Origin of the sequence: Pseudomonas sp. PICF6 (assembly GCF_009831705.1) — a bacterium.
GTDB lineage: Bacteria > Pseudomonadota > Gammaproteobacteria > Pseudomonadales > Pseudomonadaceae > Aquipseudomonas > Aquipseudomonas rhizophila.
In genome coordinates this window covers 553,684-569,662 of sequence record NZ_WUUD01000013.1, presented here as the reverse complement: position 1 = coordinate 569,662, position 15,979 = coordinate 553,684, and the positions used below count along the sequence as shown (strand labels likewise).

The following is a 15,979-nucleotide window of genomic DNA, read 5'->3' as shown; positions in this document are numbered from 1 at the left end:
CTCCAGCCATTGCAGGGCCAGCCCGGTAGCCGGCATCGCCGCCGGTTCAGGCTCGGGCTCCGGGGCCGGCTCGGCGGCGTGCTCGCTGGCCAGTTCATCCAGATAGCTGTAGGCCGAATCCATGTCCGGCTCGATGTAATCCTCGTCCAGTGGCGGCTCATCATCCAGGTCCATGCCTGGCGTGGCGACATCAACGTCCGCCACCGTGGGCTCAGGCACCGGGGCAGCCACCCACTCGGGCGCGTCGGGTACCACGCTGTCGGGCGTGGGCATGGGCATCGGCGGCAGTTCGGGTTGCTCGGCGACGGTTTCCAGCACCGGTTCCACGGCAGGCTGCTGGACGACCTGGGCCTCGACCGGGTCGTTCCAGGGCAGGTCGACCACTTCCTCAGCGACCGGCTGCGGCAACGCCTCGACGACAGGCTCAGGCTCGGGCTCAGGCGCCGCGACGACAGGCACCGGGGCCGGTTGCTCAACCGCTGCCGGGGCAGAGGCCACTGCCGGCGCAACGACGGGCGCGGCAGCCACTGGCTTGGCGGAATCAGCTGTGGCCTGGCTGATCCCCACTGGCTTTAGCGGTTGCCTCGGGGCGTTGTCCGTGTCGGCTGGCCGGAACGCGAGCATTCGCAGCAGCACCATTTCGAAACCACCGCGCGGATCCGGCGCCAGGGGTAGGTCGCGCCGACCGATCAGCCCCATCTGGTAGTAGAACTGCACGTCTTCGGCCGGCAGCGCCTGAGCCAATGCCAGCACCCGATCGCGGTCGCCATGACCGTTGTCGACACCCTCGGGCAAAGCCTGGGCGATGGCGACACGGTGCAACACGTTGAGAATTTCCGAAAGCACGCCATTCCAGTCCGGCCCCTGCTCGGCCAGGTGACGCACCGCTTCGAGCAACGCCTTGGCGTCACCGTCGATCAGCGCATGCAACACGTCGTAGACCTGGCCGTGGTCGAGGGTGCCAAGCATGGCCCGCACATCGGCGGCCATGACCTTGCCTTCACCAAAGGCAATGGCCTGGTCGGTCAGGCTCATGGCGTCACGCATCGAACCATCGGCGGCGCGACCCAGCAGCCACAGCGCATCGTCTTCGAACGGTACGTTCTCGACACCCAACACGTGGGTCAGATGCTCGACCACCCGCTCCGGGGTCATGTTCTTGAGGGAGAACTGCAGGCAGCGGGACAAAATCGTTGCAGGAAGCTTCTGCGGGTCGGTGGTCGCCAGGATGAACTTGACGTAGGGCGGCGGCTCCTCGAGGGTCTTGAGCAGCGCATTGAAGGAATGGCTGGAAAGCATGTGCACTTCGTCGATCAGGTAGACCTTGAAGCGCCCACGGCTTGGCGCGTACTGCACGTTGTCGAGCAGTTCACGGGTGTCTTCGACCTTGGTGCGGCTGGCGGCGTCGATCTCGATCAGGTCGACGAAACGGCCTTCGTCGATTTCCCGGCATACCGAGCACTCGCCACACGGCGTCGAGGTAATACCGGTTTCACAGTTCAGGCACTTGGCGATGATCCGCGCGATGGTCGTCTTGCCGACGCCGCGCGTGCCGGTGAACAGGTAGGCGTGATGCAGCCGCTGGCTGTCCAAGGCATTGATCAGGGCCTTGAGCACATGGGTCTGGCCGACCATTTCGCGGAACGAGCGCGGACGCCATTTACGTGCAAGAACCTGATAACTCATCGAAAACCATCGCCACTGGGAAGCAGAAGCGGCTAATGCTAGCGGAGCAGGGGCGAAATTGCATCCGGTGTGCTCGTCTAATCTGTCTAAGCTTGGGTCAGGGGCCTGGTTGCCGACAGGATTTTGCACCATCAGGAGAGTTTATGCGTTCGGCCATGGGGGCTTTGCTGTTATTGGGTTCAGGGTGTTTTGCTGGCGAAATCCCGTTGCGTTTCGCCATTACCGACAGTTGGGCCATGCCCATGGTGCAGACTGAAGAAGGTCGCCCGATCCAGGGTATCATCCCCGACGTAATGACCCGCCTGGCGGCCCAGGTGGGGATGCCGGCGCAGTTTCATGTGCTGGCCCGCGCCCGGCTGGACAATGCCATGAACCACGGCGAAGTCGACGTACGGTGTTATGTCACCCCCGAGTGGGTAAAGGATACGGGGGGCAATTACCTGTGGAGCGTCCCGCTGTTTTTCCAGCGCGACGTGCTGGTGGGCACGGCCAGCTCCCCCAAGGTGGTGACGCCCGCCACCCTGCCCCACCAGCCGGTCGGGACCGTCCTCAGCTATACCTACCCGACCTTGCAGCCGTTATTCGACGGCGGGCATCTGCGACGTGACGATGCACGCAGCCAGGAACAAGTCCTGGCCAAGCTTCTGGCCGGGCGCTATCGCTACGCGGTGAGCAATCAATGGGCGCTGGACTGGTTCAATCAACGACATCCCCCAGACCGGCAACTGCGTGCCGTGGCTGTTCTCCAGGAGCGCGGGCTGGGCTGTTATGTACGCGATGATCAAAACATTCCGGCCCAACGCATTCTGCGCACCTTATTGAAGATGAAAACGTCGGGGGAAATCGACGCGATCATCCAGTCCTACACCGGACATAAAGAGTCGCCGCAAGCCGGATCCGATTCGCCCTGAACGTCCGACTGATGCTGCCATTGCGGCGGCGAAACAAATCCTTTCACCCAGCCAGGCACCTGGTCGGGTGGCATGGGCCGGGCGATGAAATAGCCTTGGGCCACTTCGCAGCCCAGGCGCAGCAGCAATTGACCATGCTCCAGGCTGTCCAGCCCCTCCGCCACTACCTGGCGCCCAAACGCCCTGGCCAAACCGATGACCGCTTCGGTCAGCGCCAGATCATCGCGGTCATTGAGTATGTCGCGGACAAAGGTCTTGTCGATCTTGATGGTCTGCGTGCGCAGGTGTTTGAGGTCATTGAGCGAACAGTATCCCGTGCCGAAACCGCCCAGGGAAAACCCCACGCCCAAGGCCTGGCACGCCTGGAGACAGGCGCTGACGTGGGCAAGGTTTTCCACCGCCAAGGATTCAACGATCTGCAGATCCAGCATGCGCGGCGACACCGCCGGGTGCCGTTGCAGCACCTGCCGCAACCGCTCGACGAAATCTGCCCGCTGGAAATGCCGCGCCGAGATATTGATGCTCACCGGCCAGACTTGCCCCGCGTGCTGCCATTGCTGCAACTGAATCAGCACCTGCTCCATGACCCACTCACCGATCTCGACGATCAGGTCGGTTTCCTCCACCAGCGGCAGGAACTCCCGGGGCGGCACCAGGCCCCGTTGGGGGTGTTTCCAGCGCAGCAGCGCTTCGAGCCCCACCACCGTGCCATGGCGCATGTTGACCTTGGGCTGAAAATGCAGGCGCAATTCGTTGCCGGCCATGGCCTGCCGCACCCGCTCGACGGTCTGGTAAGTGGCCCGCACTTCCTGGTCCCGGGACACGTCGAACAAATGAAAGCGATTGCGGCCGCTCTGCTTGGCCACGTACATCGCCTGGTCGGCGTGGCGCAACAAGGTATCGGCGTCTTCGTTGTCACCGGGAAACAGGGTGACGCCAATGCTGGCGAAAACCTTGATGGCCTTGCCATCAATGGCATACGGCATGGAGACGGCAATCAGCACCCGGTTCAACGCGGCATGCAATTCCTCAAGCCCGCATACATGGCGCAGTACCAGCACAAACTCATCGCCGGCCAACCGCGCCACCACATCCTCCCCGCGCACGATGCTGCGCAGACGCCGGGCGACCTCCACCAGCAACTGGTCACCACTGGCATGGCCGTGGCCGTCGTTCACAGCCTTGAAGCCATCCAGGTCAAGCATGCACACCGCCAGGGGCAAGCTCTGCGCCCTGGAAAATTCCAGGGCCTGATCCAGCAGGTCGGACAGGTAGGTGCGGTTGGGCAACCCGGTCAACACGTCGTGACCGACCCGCCATTGCAGCGAATGCAACAACTGACGCTTCTCGCTGACATCAAAACGAATCGCCAGATAGCGCTCGATCTGACCGGTCGCATCGTCGATCACCGGCACCAGAGTGGTATCGACCCAATGCAGCGTACCGTCCTTGGCCCGGTTGCAGATCTCACCCTTCCAGACCTGCCCCAGGGCGATGGTGCGCCACATGGCGCTGAAGAACTCGTCCGGGTGCTGGCCGGAGTTGATCAGGCGATGGTTAGCCCCCAACAGCTCATCGCGCGGGTAGCCAAAAAGCTTACAGAACTGGTCGTTGACGTAGGTAATGCGCCCGCTCAGATCGGTTTCAGAAAAAATCGCGGCGGCGTCAACGGCTCTGCGGTACTTCTTATCCATCGAAGCAGTCATCCATGAGTCAGGCTCATTTGTCGCGCGCGGTTGCACCGCCCCAGGACAGGCGAAAAATCAACTAGGCTCAAACACCTTGAGATACGCTGGAGCGCGGGCCGTGGCGGTGCTACCTGAAGGCGCCAAGCGTCGCCTTGTGTACAACAAGAAAACGCAAGGCTCGCCTTTTTCGCACATCCAGGCTTCTGAAGCAGGTCACCAAATGCCCGTGCCAAAGGCCGATTCTACGAAACACATCACATTTTGCAAAGCAAGGTGATGAATCATGCGGTTGCCTAATGCAAAAATCTATCGTTAAGTTCTTGATTCTAAATGGGAATTAAGCGATGCAAATTTCAAGTTTGGGTCCGGCCATCAGACGCTATCGCAAAGTAGCGGGGCTTACTCAGGCTGAACTTGGCGAAAAAACCGGTTTTGACCCCAAAACCATCAGCCGCTTCGAAACCGGCACCTACACCCCGAGCATGGAAGCCTTGGTCTTGCTTGCCGACAAACTGGATGTGCAGCTCAAAGCATTTTTTGCCGACATGGACGATGAGGACGAACAGCGAGCGTACCTGTTTGGTGTCATACACAGAGCCACCGCAAAGGATCTGGGGAAGCTGATTGCGGCGGTAGACCAGGCACTGTCGAAGCCTTGAAGCGGTGATGTAAAAGAAAAGCCCGACCTGTCGATGAGCGACAGGCCGGGCTTCTCTTTCGGTGTTCGGTTGCTCTGCCACACCAGAACCCAGGCAGCAGAAAGCGACGATAAATATCGTTTGGCAAATAAAAGAAATATGGAATATTCGTAAACCTTGCGAACGAAGGCCTGGGCGTTATGGAGGCAACCCCACCAGCCACACCCCGGCACACAATGTTCCCGCTGTGGCTGCTTCCTTCCGGATCTGACCAGGTTCACGGGTAATCGTTGCGGGGGGACCGATGGGGTCACCATAACGACGCCCGCCTGACGGCGAGCCGCGCCATTGTACCTATCTGACGAGAAGTTACAACCGTTCGCGCCGGATTAAAAAACTGAAGATGTTCAAGCACTTGCCTGTGAGAACAAAGCTTGCTCCCACAAGTCGGCGGTTACAGCAGCACCTCGTCAGCCCGGCCGCCCTCCTCCTGAATCACCAGATGGATGAAATGCAGCTTGGTGATCACCGCGGCGGGTACGACGAACGGGTAGAAATCCGGTTGGCCCATGCTGCGCGACAGTTCGTTGAGCATGCCGGCCAGTTCGATCCAGGCGTTGACGAACGAAAGAAAGGCCACGCCCCCCGTATGTTCAGGGTCGAACAAGGTCTCGGGCGGGAACGGCTGGTAGTCGAAATCCATTTCCCCGGCGCTCATGCCAAAACCCAGGGCCGTGTCCACCGCGTCCATCATATGCAGGTAATGCGCCCAGGTTTCCGCCCAGTCTTCCCAAGGATGCATGGTGGCGTAGGCGCTGACGTAGTGGGTTTGCCAGTCCAGCGGCGCGCCTTGCTGATAGTGACGCTCCAGGGCATCGCAATAGCTGGCCCGCTCGTCACCAAACTGCTCGCGAAATGCATCGAGCCAATGGCTGTTGGCGATCAACCGGTCCCAGTAGTAGTGCCCTACCTCATGACGAAAATGCCCGAGCAAAGTGCGATACGGCTCGCGCATCTGCTGGCGCACATGCTCGCGGTGGGCATCGTCGGCCTCTTTGATGTCAAGCGTGACCAACCCGCTGGCGTGGCCGGTGGTCGGAGGCGTGCCATCGAGGTCGACGCCGATGAAATCGAAGGCCAGCCCCTCACTTTCACTGACGGTTTTTGGGATGACAGGCAAACCGAGGGTGATCAATTGCGCCACCAGCCGCCGCTTGGCGGTTTCGACCTTGCACCAGCGTTCGGGGTTTTCCGGGATCGACAGGTCGGGAATGGTGCGATTCAAGCTGCAGGCGATGCACAAGGTGTCGTGCCCATTGGCCGGCAGCAGCCAATTGCAGGCCGCCGGCGTGTCGAGGTTGGCGCAACGGCGAAACAACCCGGCTTGTGGGTCGGCATCCAGGGTCCAGGTGCCAGGCTGCTCGCCGGGTTGCAGGGACGACAAACGGCTTTGCTCGGGCTGATAGCCCAACACCGCCTGGCAGGCCAGGCACTGGCTGTTGCGAAAAAACAGCGACTGGCCGCAGCGACACGGCCAGATCTTGCTGTTACGCGAGCGATCGCCCGTAAAGGGCGCGGCGATGCGTGAACTCAGTTGCTCGAAGAAGCGGTACATGGTGATCTCCGGGGGCCTGCAAGACTAGATCCCCTCCTGTGCGTGATCGTTCCCAGGAGCGTGCGAATCATCCGAAGATTGTGAGCATTGTGTAGGACGCTGCCGGGCCGGGCTACCCCGCCTTGCGCCATTGCCTACAACTGCGCCAGAATCCGCCGGCTTGTGCGCCTATGGGCCGGACTTTATCGTTTCCGGGTCGCTGACGAATCAGCGATCGGGTTTAGCGACCCGGATCATTCTAGGTGCATAAGCGGCCCATGCTTCGTTGCAGGTCTAACTGCAATGACGTTATGGCGGCTGTATGTGGGAGACCTTCGAGTCTGCCGGGTGCCTATGACCGGTTCGCTAACCTGCGTGCAGCCGCCACCATTTCTGTTTAGCGACAGGCCTTGGTGGCTCCATCCCATAGGAGCGTCACCATGTTCAAAGCAACCCCCAACCCACCGGACACCGATCCAACATCCCCGCACAAAACCGCCGCCGCTAAAAAACTCGACGAAGCCGCCGAGCGCGCCCTCGACTTCTACCTGAAGCCAAAACCGGAAACGCCGGAAGCTGATCCCGCACCCGCTCAGCTCTTCACCGTGATCAACGGCATCGACACCGAATGCCTGCTCGCCAACCTCAGTGAAACCCTGGCTTCGGCCGATGCCATGATCAGTGATCTGGCGTTCGAGCTGGAGGGTTCGCGGCGGCATGTGGCGCTGGGTATTCAGCAGTTGATCGAGCTGGGAGGGTTGCTGGCGAATCGGGCACTGGATAACGTCGACCCGCGCTAGCCGACTCGCCACATAACCCTGTGGCGAGGGGATTTATCCCCGCTGGGCCGCGCAGCGGCGCCAATCCTGTCGACTCAATCAACCAGACAGACCGAGATGGCAGATTTTAGGGCTGCTGCGCAGCCCAGCGGGGATAAATCCCCTCGCCACAATGGGTCCGAGTTTCCTGGCGACATGACTAAACCGTGATGCCGTGCTGACTCAAGAACGCCACAAACGCTTCTTCATCCAGCACCTTGAGCCCCAGCTCATTGGCCTTGGTCAGTTTCGACCCGGCCCCCGGCCCGGCGACGACGCAATGGGTTTTCGCCGACACGGAACCGGCCACCTTGGCCCCCAGGCTTTCCAGTTTGTCCTTGGCGACATCGCGACTCATCAATTCCAGCGATCCGGTCAGCACCCAGGTGTGCCCGGCTTCGGGCAAACCTTCGACGACTTTTTTCTCGCTCTGCCAGTGCATGCCGAAGGCCTGTAGTTGCTTCTCGGCGGCTTCGGCCTGTTGGCGGTTGGCGGCGATGGCGAAGAACTCGCGCACGGCGTTGGCCTGTTTTTCCGGCAGGGCCTGGCGCATGTCCAGCCAGTCGGCGTTCATCACCGCTTCGAGCGAGCCGAACTTGTCCGCCAGTTTCTGCGCCCCGCCCGGCCCGACCGAGGGAATGTTCAGCTTGTCCAGGAAACCGCCCAGGGTGGTGCTGGCGGAGAACTCCGCGCCCAGTTCGCCCTGGTCCTGGATATCCAGGCCATGGCGCAGCAAGCCCTCGATCACCTGGCGGTTGTGCGAGTCTTCGAAGAAGCTGTGGATCTCGTGGGCCACTTCCAGGCCGACGTCCGGCAAGTACGTGAGCACTTGCGGCAAGGCCGCCTGCACACGCTCCAGTGAACCGAGGGAGCGGGCCAGGACCTTGGCGGTTTCCTCGCCCACGTCCGGGATGCCGAGGGCGTAGATGAAGCGCGCCAGGCTCGGCTTCTTGCTGTCGACGATGGCCGCCAACAGGTTCTTGCTCGACAGTTCGGCGAAGCCTTCCAAGTCGACCACTTGCTCGAAGGTCAGGGCATACAGATCGGCAGGCGAGCCCACCAGCCCTTCGTCCACCAACTGCTCGACACTCTTCTCGCCCAGGCCTTCGATGTCCATGGCCCGGCGCGACACGAAATGAATGATTGCCTGCTTGAGCTGCGCACCACAGGCCAGACGACCAACGCAGCGGTACACCGCGCCTTCGCTGATGGTTTCACGGCCCTTGCTGCGCTTGATCAGTTGCGTGCGTTCCACATGGGAGCCACACACCGGGCACTGTTGCGGGATTTCAACGGGACGGGCGTTTTCCGGGCGACGCTCGGTGACCACTTGCACCACTTGCGGGATCACGTCACCGGCGCGGCGGATAATCACCGTGTCGCCGATCATCAGGCCCAGGCGCGCCACTTCGTCCATGTTGTGCAGCGTGGCGTTGGCTACGGTCACACCGGCCACCTTGACCGGCTTGAGCCGCGCCACGGGTGTCACGGCGCCGGTGCGGCCGACCTGGAACTCGACGTCCAACAGTTCGGTGAGTTCTTCGCTGGCCGGGAATTTATGGGCGATGGCCCAGCGCGGTTCCCGGGCGCGGAAACCCAGTTCGCGCTGGGAGGCGATGCTGTTGACCTTGAACACCACGCCGTCGATTTCGTATGGCAGCGCGTTACGCCGCTCGCCAATGTCGTGGTAGTAATCCAGACACTCGTCGATGCCGTGGGCCAGTTTCAGTTCGCGACTGATGGGCAAGCCCCAGGCCTTGAGCTGCTTGAGATTGCCGATGTGGGTGTCGGCAATGTCCGCCGTCACCTGGCCGATGCCGTAACAGCAGAATTCCAGCGGACGATTGGCGGTGATCTTCGAATCCAGCTGGCGCAGGCTGCCCGCGGCCGCGTTGCGCGGGTTGGCGAAGGTCTTGCCGCCCGCCTCCAGTTGCGTGGCGTTGAGACGCTCGAAGCCGGCCTTGGACATGTATACCTCGCCGCGCACTTCCAGCACCGGCGGCCAGCCACTGCCCTGCAACTTGAGGGGGATGTTGCGCACCGTGCGCACGTTAACGCTGATGTCTTCGCCGGTGGTGCCGTCGCCGCGCGTGGCGCCGCGCACCAGCAGGCCGTCCTGGTACAGCAGGCTGACCGCCAGGCCGTCGAGCTTCGGCTCACAGCTGTACTCCACCGCCGCGCCACCGCCCAGCAAGTCGCCCATGGGCAGGTCGAGGCCTTCGGTCACCCGGCGGTCGAATTCACGCATGGTGGTTTCGTCGAAGGCATTGCCCAGGCTGAGCATCGGGATTTCGTGGCGGACCTGGCTGAAGGCCGACAGTGCAACACTGCCGACACGCTGGGTCGGGGAGTCGCTGGTCACCAGCTCCGGATGCTGCTCTTCCAGGGCCTTGAGCTCATGGAACAGGCGGTCGTACTCGGCGTCCGGGATGCTCGGTTCGTCGAGGACGTGGTAGCGGTAGTTGTGCTGATCCAGCTCGGTACGCAACTGTTGGATGCGGGTTTGGACGGCAGTCATGGATGTTCTCTCATAAAGCAAAAGAGCAGCCTAGGCTGCTCAATTTTTTGAAATCATCGGCAGTCGGACCTGAGCCCGCCGAACATACAACCTGTGGCGAGGGGATTTATCCCCGCAGGGCTGCGAAGCAGTCCCAAAGCTAACGACTCAACTAGCTGATAAGGCCAAGGGGCCAGGATTTAGGGCTGCTGCGCAGCCCAGCGGGGATAAATCCCCTCGCCACAAAAGCCCTTCAGCCAGAAAAATTCTGCCGACTTTAGCGCTTCTGGGTCAGCTTGCGCGCCGCGGCCACCATCACGTCAAAGGCCTGCTTGGGATGACGCGGGCCGGGCAGGCCGAGAAAGAAGCTCACCGCTGGGGTGCTGAAATGGTCGATGTCGTCCAGGTCGAACACGCCTGGCTTGACCGCGTTGGCCATGGAGAACAGCACCTCGCCGTTGCCGGCCATGCTTTCATGGCGGTGGAAAATGTCCATCTCGCCAAAACGCAGGCCGCTCTCCAGGATGTTCTGCAACAGCGCCGGGCCCTTGAAGCCGGCCGGGTCGCGGCAGATCACGCTGATCACCAGCACTTCCTCGGCCTGGGCCTGGTCCTTGTCGCCGCGCACGGGTTTGTTCTCGTCCGGGAAGTCGTCGTCGCGGCTGCTGAAGCTCGGGCCGCCGTCCAGGTCGAGATTGAGGTTCAGGTCGCCCTGGGACGGTTCGCTGTTGCGCTTGCCGCGCTTGGAACCCGTTTCCCGTGGCTCGCGCACTGGCGCGCTCATCGACGGCAGGTCATGCTCATCCAGTTGCGGCTCCTTATGGGTATCCAGCACCCGGGGCGGGCCCAACAGCTCGGCATTGCCATCGTCATCCGGCAGGTTCGACAGGCTGCGGTCGAGACGAAACTTGAGTTTCCCCTTGCCGCCGCGCATGCGGCGCCAGCCGTCGAAAAGAATACCGGCAATGACAATAATGCCGATGACGATCAGCCACTCGCGCAGACCGATTTCCATGTAATCCCGTGCCTCTATAAAAATGCTGAAAAATAAGGGGCTTAGCTATGTGCAAACCGCTTTAAAACGTGGCGCCAACTCTATGTTCTGAATGGCGTTTTGCCCACGCATACGAAAAATTGACATTAAACTAGCACGACCAAAGATAACTTTACACCGTCTGTCGCGTAGGCTTGCGCCATTCTGTGAATTGAACGACAAGCCCAAGGCTCAAAAAAATCCTACAGCATCCTAAATAGATGCCCTACAAGCAGTGTTTCACGCGTCCACCATCGCCATCGCCTCCTCCACATCCACGGCCACCAGACGCGAGCAACCCGGCTCATGCATGGTCACGCCCATCAACTGGTCGGCCATTTCCATGGCGATCTTGTTGTGGGTGATGTAGATGAACTGCACAGTCTCAGACATCTCTTTTACCAGCCGCGCATAACGCCCCACGTTGGCGTCGTCCAGCGGCGCGTCCACCTCATCGAGCATGCAGAACGGCGCCGGGTTCAATTTGAAAATGGCAAAAACCAGGGCCAATGCCGTCAGCGCTTTTTCACCCCCGGAGAGCAAATGGATGGTGCTGTTCTTCTTGCCCGGGGGACGCGCCATGATGGTCACCCCTGTATCGAGTAAATCTTCGCCCGTCAGTTCCAAGTAAGCGCTGCCGCCACCGAAAACTTTCGGGAAAAGTGCCTGCAAACCGCCGTTGATCTGATCAAAGGTATCCTTGAAGCGATTACGGGTTTCCTTGTCGATCTTGCGGATGACGTTTTCCAGGGTCTGCAACGCTTCCACCAGATCGTCGTTCTGGGCATCCAGATAGCGCTTGCGCTCGGACTGCTGCTGGTACTCGTCGATGGCCGCCAGGTTGATAGCGCCCAGACGCTGAATGCGCGCGGCGATGCGTTCCAGCTCTTCTTCGGCGTCTTTCTCGTTGGCCCCGGCCACCAACGTGGCGAGCACGCCGTCGAGGTCGTAGCCGTCTTCCAGCAATTGGTCCTGCAAGGCTTTGCGGCGCACCGTCAGGGCCTGCCATTCCATGCGTTGCTGTTCCATCTGGCTGCGGATCAGCTGGGATTGCTGTTCGGCCTGGCTACGACGCTTTTCGGCGTCGCGCAGTTCGCGGTCGGCATCTTCCAGGGCAATTTGCGCAGTCTTGAGTTCTTCATCAACGCTCATGCGCTTGTCGAGCAACTCTTCGAGTTTGAGGCGCAACTCTTCCAGCGGCGCTTCGCCCTCCTCCAGGTTCAGGCTCAATTGCTCGCGCTTTTCGGTCAGGCGTTCGGACTGCATTTCCAGACGCTCCAACGCCTGGCGCGTGGAATCGTACTGGGCCTTGAGCGAGCCCAGGCGCACCGCCAACTGATGGGCGTGATCCTTATGCTGGCGGGCATCCTGGCGCACCCGATCGAGGCGTTCGCGCAGACTGTCGCGCTGAGCCAGCAGCAACTCGCGCTGCTCGGTGTCCACGGCCATGGCATCGAGGGCTTCCTGCAGTTGCAGGCGCGCTTCACCGATCTGCTCATGCTCCAGCGCCCGTTGTTCGCCCAGCTCGGCGATTTCTTCCTCAAGGCGCGTGCGGCGCAAGGCCAGCTGTTCAACCTTGGCCTTGCCGGCGGACAGCTGCGCTTTGAGTTCGCCTTGCTGGCGTGCTTCGTCCTGCAACAGCCGACGCAAGTGTTCGCGACCATTTTCCTGCTGACGCTGTTGCGCCCGCAGATTCTGTAATTCGGTTTCCAGGGCTTCGACGCTCGCTTCGCGTTCTTCACGCTCAGCGCTCAGGCGCTGGATTTCCTGGCCCCGGGCAAGCATGCCGCTCTCGGCTTCGCTGGCCCGGCGCACCCGCAGGAAATGCCGACCGACCCAATAGCCGTCCCGGCTGATCAGGCTTTCCCCGGCCGCCAGTTGTTCGCTCAGATCGACAATCGCCGCGTCTTCAGGGTCCGCCGCGAGCAAGGCGCGCTCTTCGGCCAAACGGCGCTGACGCTCGGCTAGGCGTTCCATGCTGGCTTCCAGTTGCTGGATGCGCGACTGCTGGACTTCGGCCTGACGCCGCGGCTCGGCAGAGCTCAGGTTGAAACTGTCCCACTGCTCTTGCCAGCCATGCATGCTCAGCTCGGCTTCTTCCAGGGCGGCGGCAGCCTCTTCGGCGGCGGCGCTGGTGAGTTCCTGCTCGGGCGTGAGCCGGTCCAGTTCTTCGCCCAGGGTCAGCAGCAACGTGCGGTCGTGGCCCAGGTGGGATTCGGTTTCCAGGCGCGCGCGCTCGGCCTCTTTCAAATCATCCTGCAGCTGGCGCAGCCGTTGCTGACCGTGCTGGATGCTCTGCTCGACCCGGGCGATGTCGCCACCCACCGAATAGAAGCGCCCTTGCACCAGGTTGAAGCGTTCGGACAGGTCGTGGTGGCCGTCACGCAGGCGCTCGATGGCGGCGTCGGCATTGCGCTGCTCGGCCACCAGGGCCTCGAAGCTGACTTCCTGGTTGCCAATGATCGCCTCGCGCTGGCCGACCTGCTCGTTCAGCGCCTGCCAGCGCAGGGCCGAAAGCTGGGCCTTGAGCTGACGTTCTTCGCCTTTGTATTCCTGATATTTCTTGGCGGCTTCGGCCTGGCGGTGCAAGCGTTCGAGCTGGCGTTCGAGTTCTTCGCGCAGGTCGGTCAGGCGGGCCAGGTTTTCGTGGGTGCGACGGATGCGGTTTTCGGTCTCGCGGCGCCGCTCCTTGTACTTGGAGATGCCGGCGGCTTCTTCGATGAAGTTGCGCAGGTCTTCGGGCTTGGCCTCGATCAGCTTGGAGATCATGCCCTGCTCGATGATCGAATAGCTGCGCGGGCCGAGGCCGGTGCCGAGGAAAATATCGGTGATATCGCGACGTCGACATTTGGTGCCGTTGAGGAAATAACTGTTCTGGCTGTCGCGGGTCACTTTGCGGCGGATGGAGATTTCCGCGTAGGCCGCGTACTCGCCGATCAAGGTGCCGTCTGAATTGTCGAACACCAGCTCGATGCTCGCCTGGCTCACCGGTTTGCGACTGGTGGAGCCGTTGAAGATGACGTCGGTCATCGACTCGCCGCGCAGGTTCTTGGCCGAGCTCTCGCCCATCACCCAGCGTACGGCGTCGATGATGTTCGACTTGCCGCAACCGTTGGGCCCGACCACCGCCGCCATGTTACTGGGGAAGTTCACCGTGGTCGGGTCGACGAAGGATTTGAACCCCGCCAGTTTGATGCATTTGAGCCGCACGTTCAGGCCGCCGTCAGGGCAGAAACCACCAGATCGCAACTGCGCTGGGCATAAGCCGTCAGCACGATGCGGATCTGCGGCAAATCACGGGCCAGCACGGCGGTCAGCAAGCGCTGGAACAGGTCGAGGAATTCGCTCATCTCGGCCTTGCGTTGTTCCAGGGCCAGGAAGTAGGCGCGGCTCATGGCCGGTTGCAGGTTCTCGACGGTTTCCTGCAAGTACGGGTTGTTGGCGAAGGGATACGCGGCGCGCATCACGCTGAAACTTTCATCGACGAAGGTGCGGATGTCCTGGCGCGCGAAGGCGTCCTGAAGACGCTGCTGGATCTCGATGAACGGCGCCATGTCGGCCTGTTCCTGCCAGCCATGAGCCACGGCATTGCCCAGCAGGATGTACAGCTCGCTCATCAGCGCACAGAGGCTGCGCACCTTGTGTTCGCTCAATTCGGTGACGTGTGCACCACGGCGCGGCAGGATCGCGATCAGATGCCGGCGCTCCAGTATCAGCAAAGCCTCACGGACCGAACCGCGACTCACGTTGAGCGCCAGCGTGACCTTCTGCTCCTGGATGCGCTCGCCCGGCTTCATTTCACCACGAATGATGCGCTCGGCCAGGTGATGGGCGATTTGCTCGGCGAGGCTGTCCGGGGCCTTGAACGTCATGGTTGTCCTTCAAACTCTTCGATTTGCACAAGCGGCGCAGTGTAGCGCACTCAATACGTCATGGCGCAGGGCCTGCAGCGGGTTTTTGGCACGATCCAAGCAAAAAAGTTTGAGCCCTCATCCTGAAACAGAATCTGTGGAAGAACCTGTGGGAGCCGAGCTTGCTCGCGATAGCGGTCTGTCAGCATGCATCCATACTGAATGTACCGCCGTCATCGCGAGCAAGCTCGGCTCCCACAGGGTTCTACAGTGTCTATAGACCGTTGTTCATCGACCAAGCGGATTTTCTTGACCTTTAAGTCAGAAAATCGTTGACCGCAAAGTCAGACCTGCTAAATTCAGCCCAAGTCGATACAACAATAATGAGTCTGCGAGGCCTTCCGTGATCCAGTTTTTACTCAACCAGGAACTCCGTAGCGAGCACGCCCTGGACCCGAACCTGACCGTGCTCAACTATTTGCGCGAACACCTCGGCAAATCCGGCACCAAAGAAGGCTGCGCCAGCGGCGACTGTGGTGCGTGCACCGTGGTGGTGGGCGAGTTGCAGACCGACGAGGACGGCCGTGAACGCATTCGTTATCGCAGCCTCAATTCGTGCCTGACCTTCGTCTCGTCCCTGCACGGCAAGCAGTTGATCAGCGTCGAAGACCTCAAGCACCAGGGCCAGTTGCACAGCGTCCAACAGGCGATGGTCGATTGCCACGGTTCGCAATGCGGCTTCTGCACACCGGGCTTCGTGATGTCCCTGTTCGCCCTGCAAAAGAACAGCAAACAGCCCGACGTTCATAAGGCCCACGAAGCCTTGGCCGGCAATCTGTGCCGCTGCACCGGCTACCGGCCGATTCTGGCGGCCGCCGAGCAGGTCTGCTGCGCCAGGCAAGCGGACCAGTTCGACGCCCGCGAAGCCGAGACCATCGCTCGCCTCAAAGCCATCGCACCGACTGACACGGGTGAACTCAACAGCGGCGACAAACGCTGCCTGGTGCCGTTGACCGTGGCCGACCTCGCCGACCTTTATGACGCGTATCCCCAGGCGCGCCTGCTGGCCGGTGGCACGGACCTGGCCCTGGAGGTCACCCAGTTCCATCGCACCCTGCCGGTGATGATCTACGTGGGCAACGTCGCTGAGCTCAAGCGTATCGAGCGTTTCGACGATCGCCTGGAGATTGGCGCCGCCACCGCACTCTCCGACTGCTACGAAGCCTTGCAGGCTGAATACCCGGACTTCGGCGAACTGCTGCA

Annotated in this window: 10 protein-coding genes, 1 other RNA gene and 1 pseudogene; 4 read left to right on the top strand and 8 right to left on the bottom strand. The window is 61.3% G+C overall.

Annotated elements, in window-relative coordinates; genetic code table 11:
- A partial coding sequence (gene dnaX / locus GSM73_RS07550; RefSeq protein ID WP_256676761.1) for a DNA polymerase III subunit gamma/tau occupies positions 1-1,686 on the bottom strand: 1,686 nt, incomplete at its 3' end.
- Positions 1,687-1,829: 143 nt separating this feature from the next.
- Between dnaX and GSM73_RS07545 the strand changes: the two genes are divergently transcribed.
- Positions 1,830-2,597 (top strand): ABC transporter substrate-binding protein, encoded by a 768-nt coding sequence (locus GSM73_RS07545; RefSeq protein ID WP_076385634.1) that lies wholly within the window; start codon positions 1,830-1,832, stop codon positions 2,595-2,597.
- Here the strand turns inward: GSM73_RS07545 and GSM73_RS07540 are convergent.
- Complete coding sequence (locus GSM73_RS07540; protein ID WP_160891995.1) at positions 2,549-4,291, bottom strand: bifunctional diguanylate cyclase/phosphodiesterase; 1,743 nt, start codon at positions 4,289-4,291, stop codon at positions 2,549-2,551. The two genes, GSM73_RS07545 and GSM73_RS07540, sit on opposite strands and share 49 nt — an antisense overlap.
- Positions 4,292-4,629: 338 nt before the next feature.
- Here GSM73_RS07540 and GSM73_RS07535 point away from each other — a divergent pair, with 338 nt between their 5' ends.
- On the top strand, positions 4,630-4,944 hold the full coding sequence (locus tag GSM73_RS07535) for a helix-turn-helix domain-containing protein (RefSeq protein ID WP_047227171.1): 315 nt from the start codon (positions 4,630-4,632) through the stop codon (positions 4,942-4,944).
- 189 nt (positions 4,945-5,133) lie between these two features.
- Here the strand turns inward: GSM73_RS07535 and ffs are convergent.
- Together ffs and GSM73_RS07525 are read right to left on the bottom strand one after the other, a co-directional pair.
- An RNA gene (ffs, locus tag GSM73_RS07530) (signal recognition particle sRNA small type) lies at positions 5,134-5,230 on the bottom strand.
- 147 nt (positions 5,231-5,377) lie between these two features.
- A complete protein-coding gene (locus GSM73_RS07525) occupies positions 5,378-6,538 on the bottom strand; it encodes a putative zinc-binding metallopeptidase (protein ID WP_047227169.1) in 1,161 nt (386 codons plus the stop codon).
- Between the two features lie 419 nt (positions 6,539-6,957).
- Between GSM73_RS07525 and GSM73_RS07520 the strand changes: the two genes are divergently transcribed.
- Positions 6,958-7,317: a DUF6124 family protein gene (locus GSM73_RS07520; protein WP_160891993.1), complete on the top strand. Its 360-nt coding sequence runs from the start codon at positions 6,958-6,960 to the stop codon at positions 7,315-7,317.
- Positions 7,318-7,495: 178 nt separating this feature from the next.
- Here GSM73_RS07520 and ligA read toward each other — a convergent pair whose 3' ends face one another.
- The 4 genes and pseudogenes from ligA to GSM73_RS07500 all read right to left on the bottom strand — a co-directional run bounded on the left by ligA (position 7,496) and on the right by GSM73_RS07500 (position 14,737).
- Positions 7,496-9,853 (bottom strand): NAD-dependent DNA ligase LigA, encoded by a 2,358-nt coding sequence (gene ligA / locus GSM73_RS07515; protein WP_160891991.1) that lies wholly within the window; start codon positions 9,851-9,853, stop codon positions 7,496-7,498.
- A gap of 262 nt (positions 9,854-10,115) precedes the next feature.
- A pseudogene (gene zipA / locus GSM73_RS07510) lies at positions 10,116-10,847 on the bottom strand (cell division protein ZipA); the annotation flags it as partial.
- A gap of 258 nt (positions 10,848-11,105) precedes the next feature.
- Positions 11,106-14,075 (bottom strand): chromosome segregation protein SMC, encoded by a 2,970-nt coding sequence (locus GSM73_RS07505; RefSeq protein WP_160891989.1) that lies wholly within the window; start codon positions 14,073-14,075, stop codon positions 11,106-11,108.
- A 2-nt stretch (positions 14,076-14,077) separates the two neighbouring features.
- The gene (locus GSM73_RS07500) at positions 14,078-14,737 is read right to left on the bottom strand and encodes a GntR family transcriptional regulator (protein ID WP_047227164.1); all 660 of its coding nucleotides are present in this window, start codon (positions 14,735-14,737) and stop codon (positions 14,078-14,080) included.
- 382 nt (positions 14,738-15,119) lie between these two features.
- Between GSM73_RS07500 and GSM73_RS27085 the strand changes: the two genes are divergently transcribed.
- Positions 15,120-15,979, top strand: an 860-nt coding sequence (locus GSM73_RS27085) for a 2Fe-2S iron-sulfur cluster-binding protein (protein WP_372241367.1), incomplete at its 3' end; no start/stop codon positions are given.

What these genes read in the sequence shown, in the direction of transcription:
- GSM73_RS07545 (WP_076385634.1), top strand. Translation starts at nt 1,830, where the DNA reads ATGCGTTCGGCCATGGGGGCTTTGCTGTTATTGGGTTCAGGGTGTTTT.
- GSM73_RS07540 (WP_160891995.1), bottom strand. Translation starts at nt 4,291, where the DNA reads ATGGATAAGAAGTACCGCAGAGCCGTTGACGCCGCCGCGATTTTTTCT.
- GSM73_RS07535 (WP_047227171.1), top strand. Translation starts at nt 4,630, where the DNA reads ATGCAAATTTCAAGTTTGGGTCCGGCCATCAGACGCTATCGCAAAGTA.
- GSM73_RS07525 (WP_047227169.1), bottom strand. Translation starts at nt 6,538, where the DNA reads ATGTACCGCTTCTTCGAGCAACTGAGTTCACGCATCGCCGCGCCCTTT.
- GSM73_RS07520 (WP_160891993.1), top strand. Translation starts at nt 6,958, where the DNA reads ATGTTCAAAGCAACCCCCAACCCACCGGACACCGATCCAACATCCCCG.
- ligA (WP_160891991.1), bottom strand. Translation starts at nt 9,853, where the DNA reads ATGACTGCCGTCCAAACCCGCATCCAACAGTTGCGTACCGAGCTGGAT.
- GSM73_RS07500 (WP_047227164.1), bottom strand. Translation starts at nt 14,737, where the DNA reads ATGACGTTCAAGGCCCCGGACAGCCTCGCCGAGCAAATCGCCCATCAC.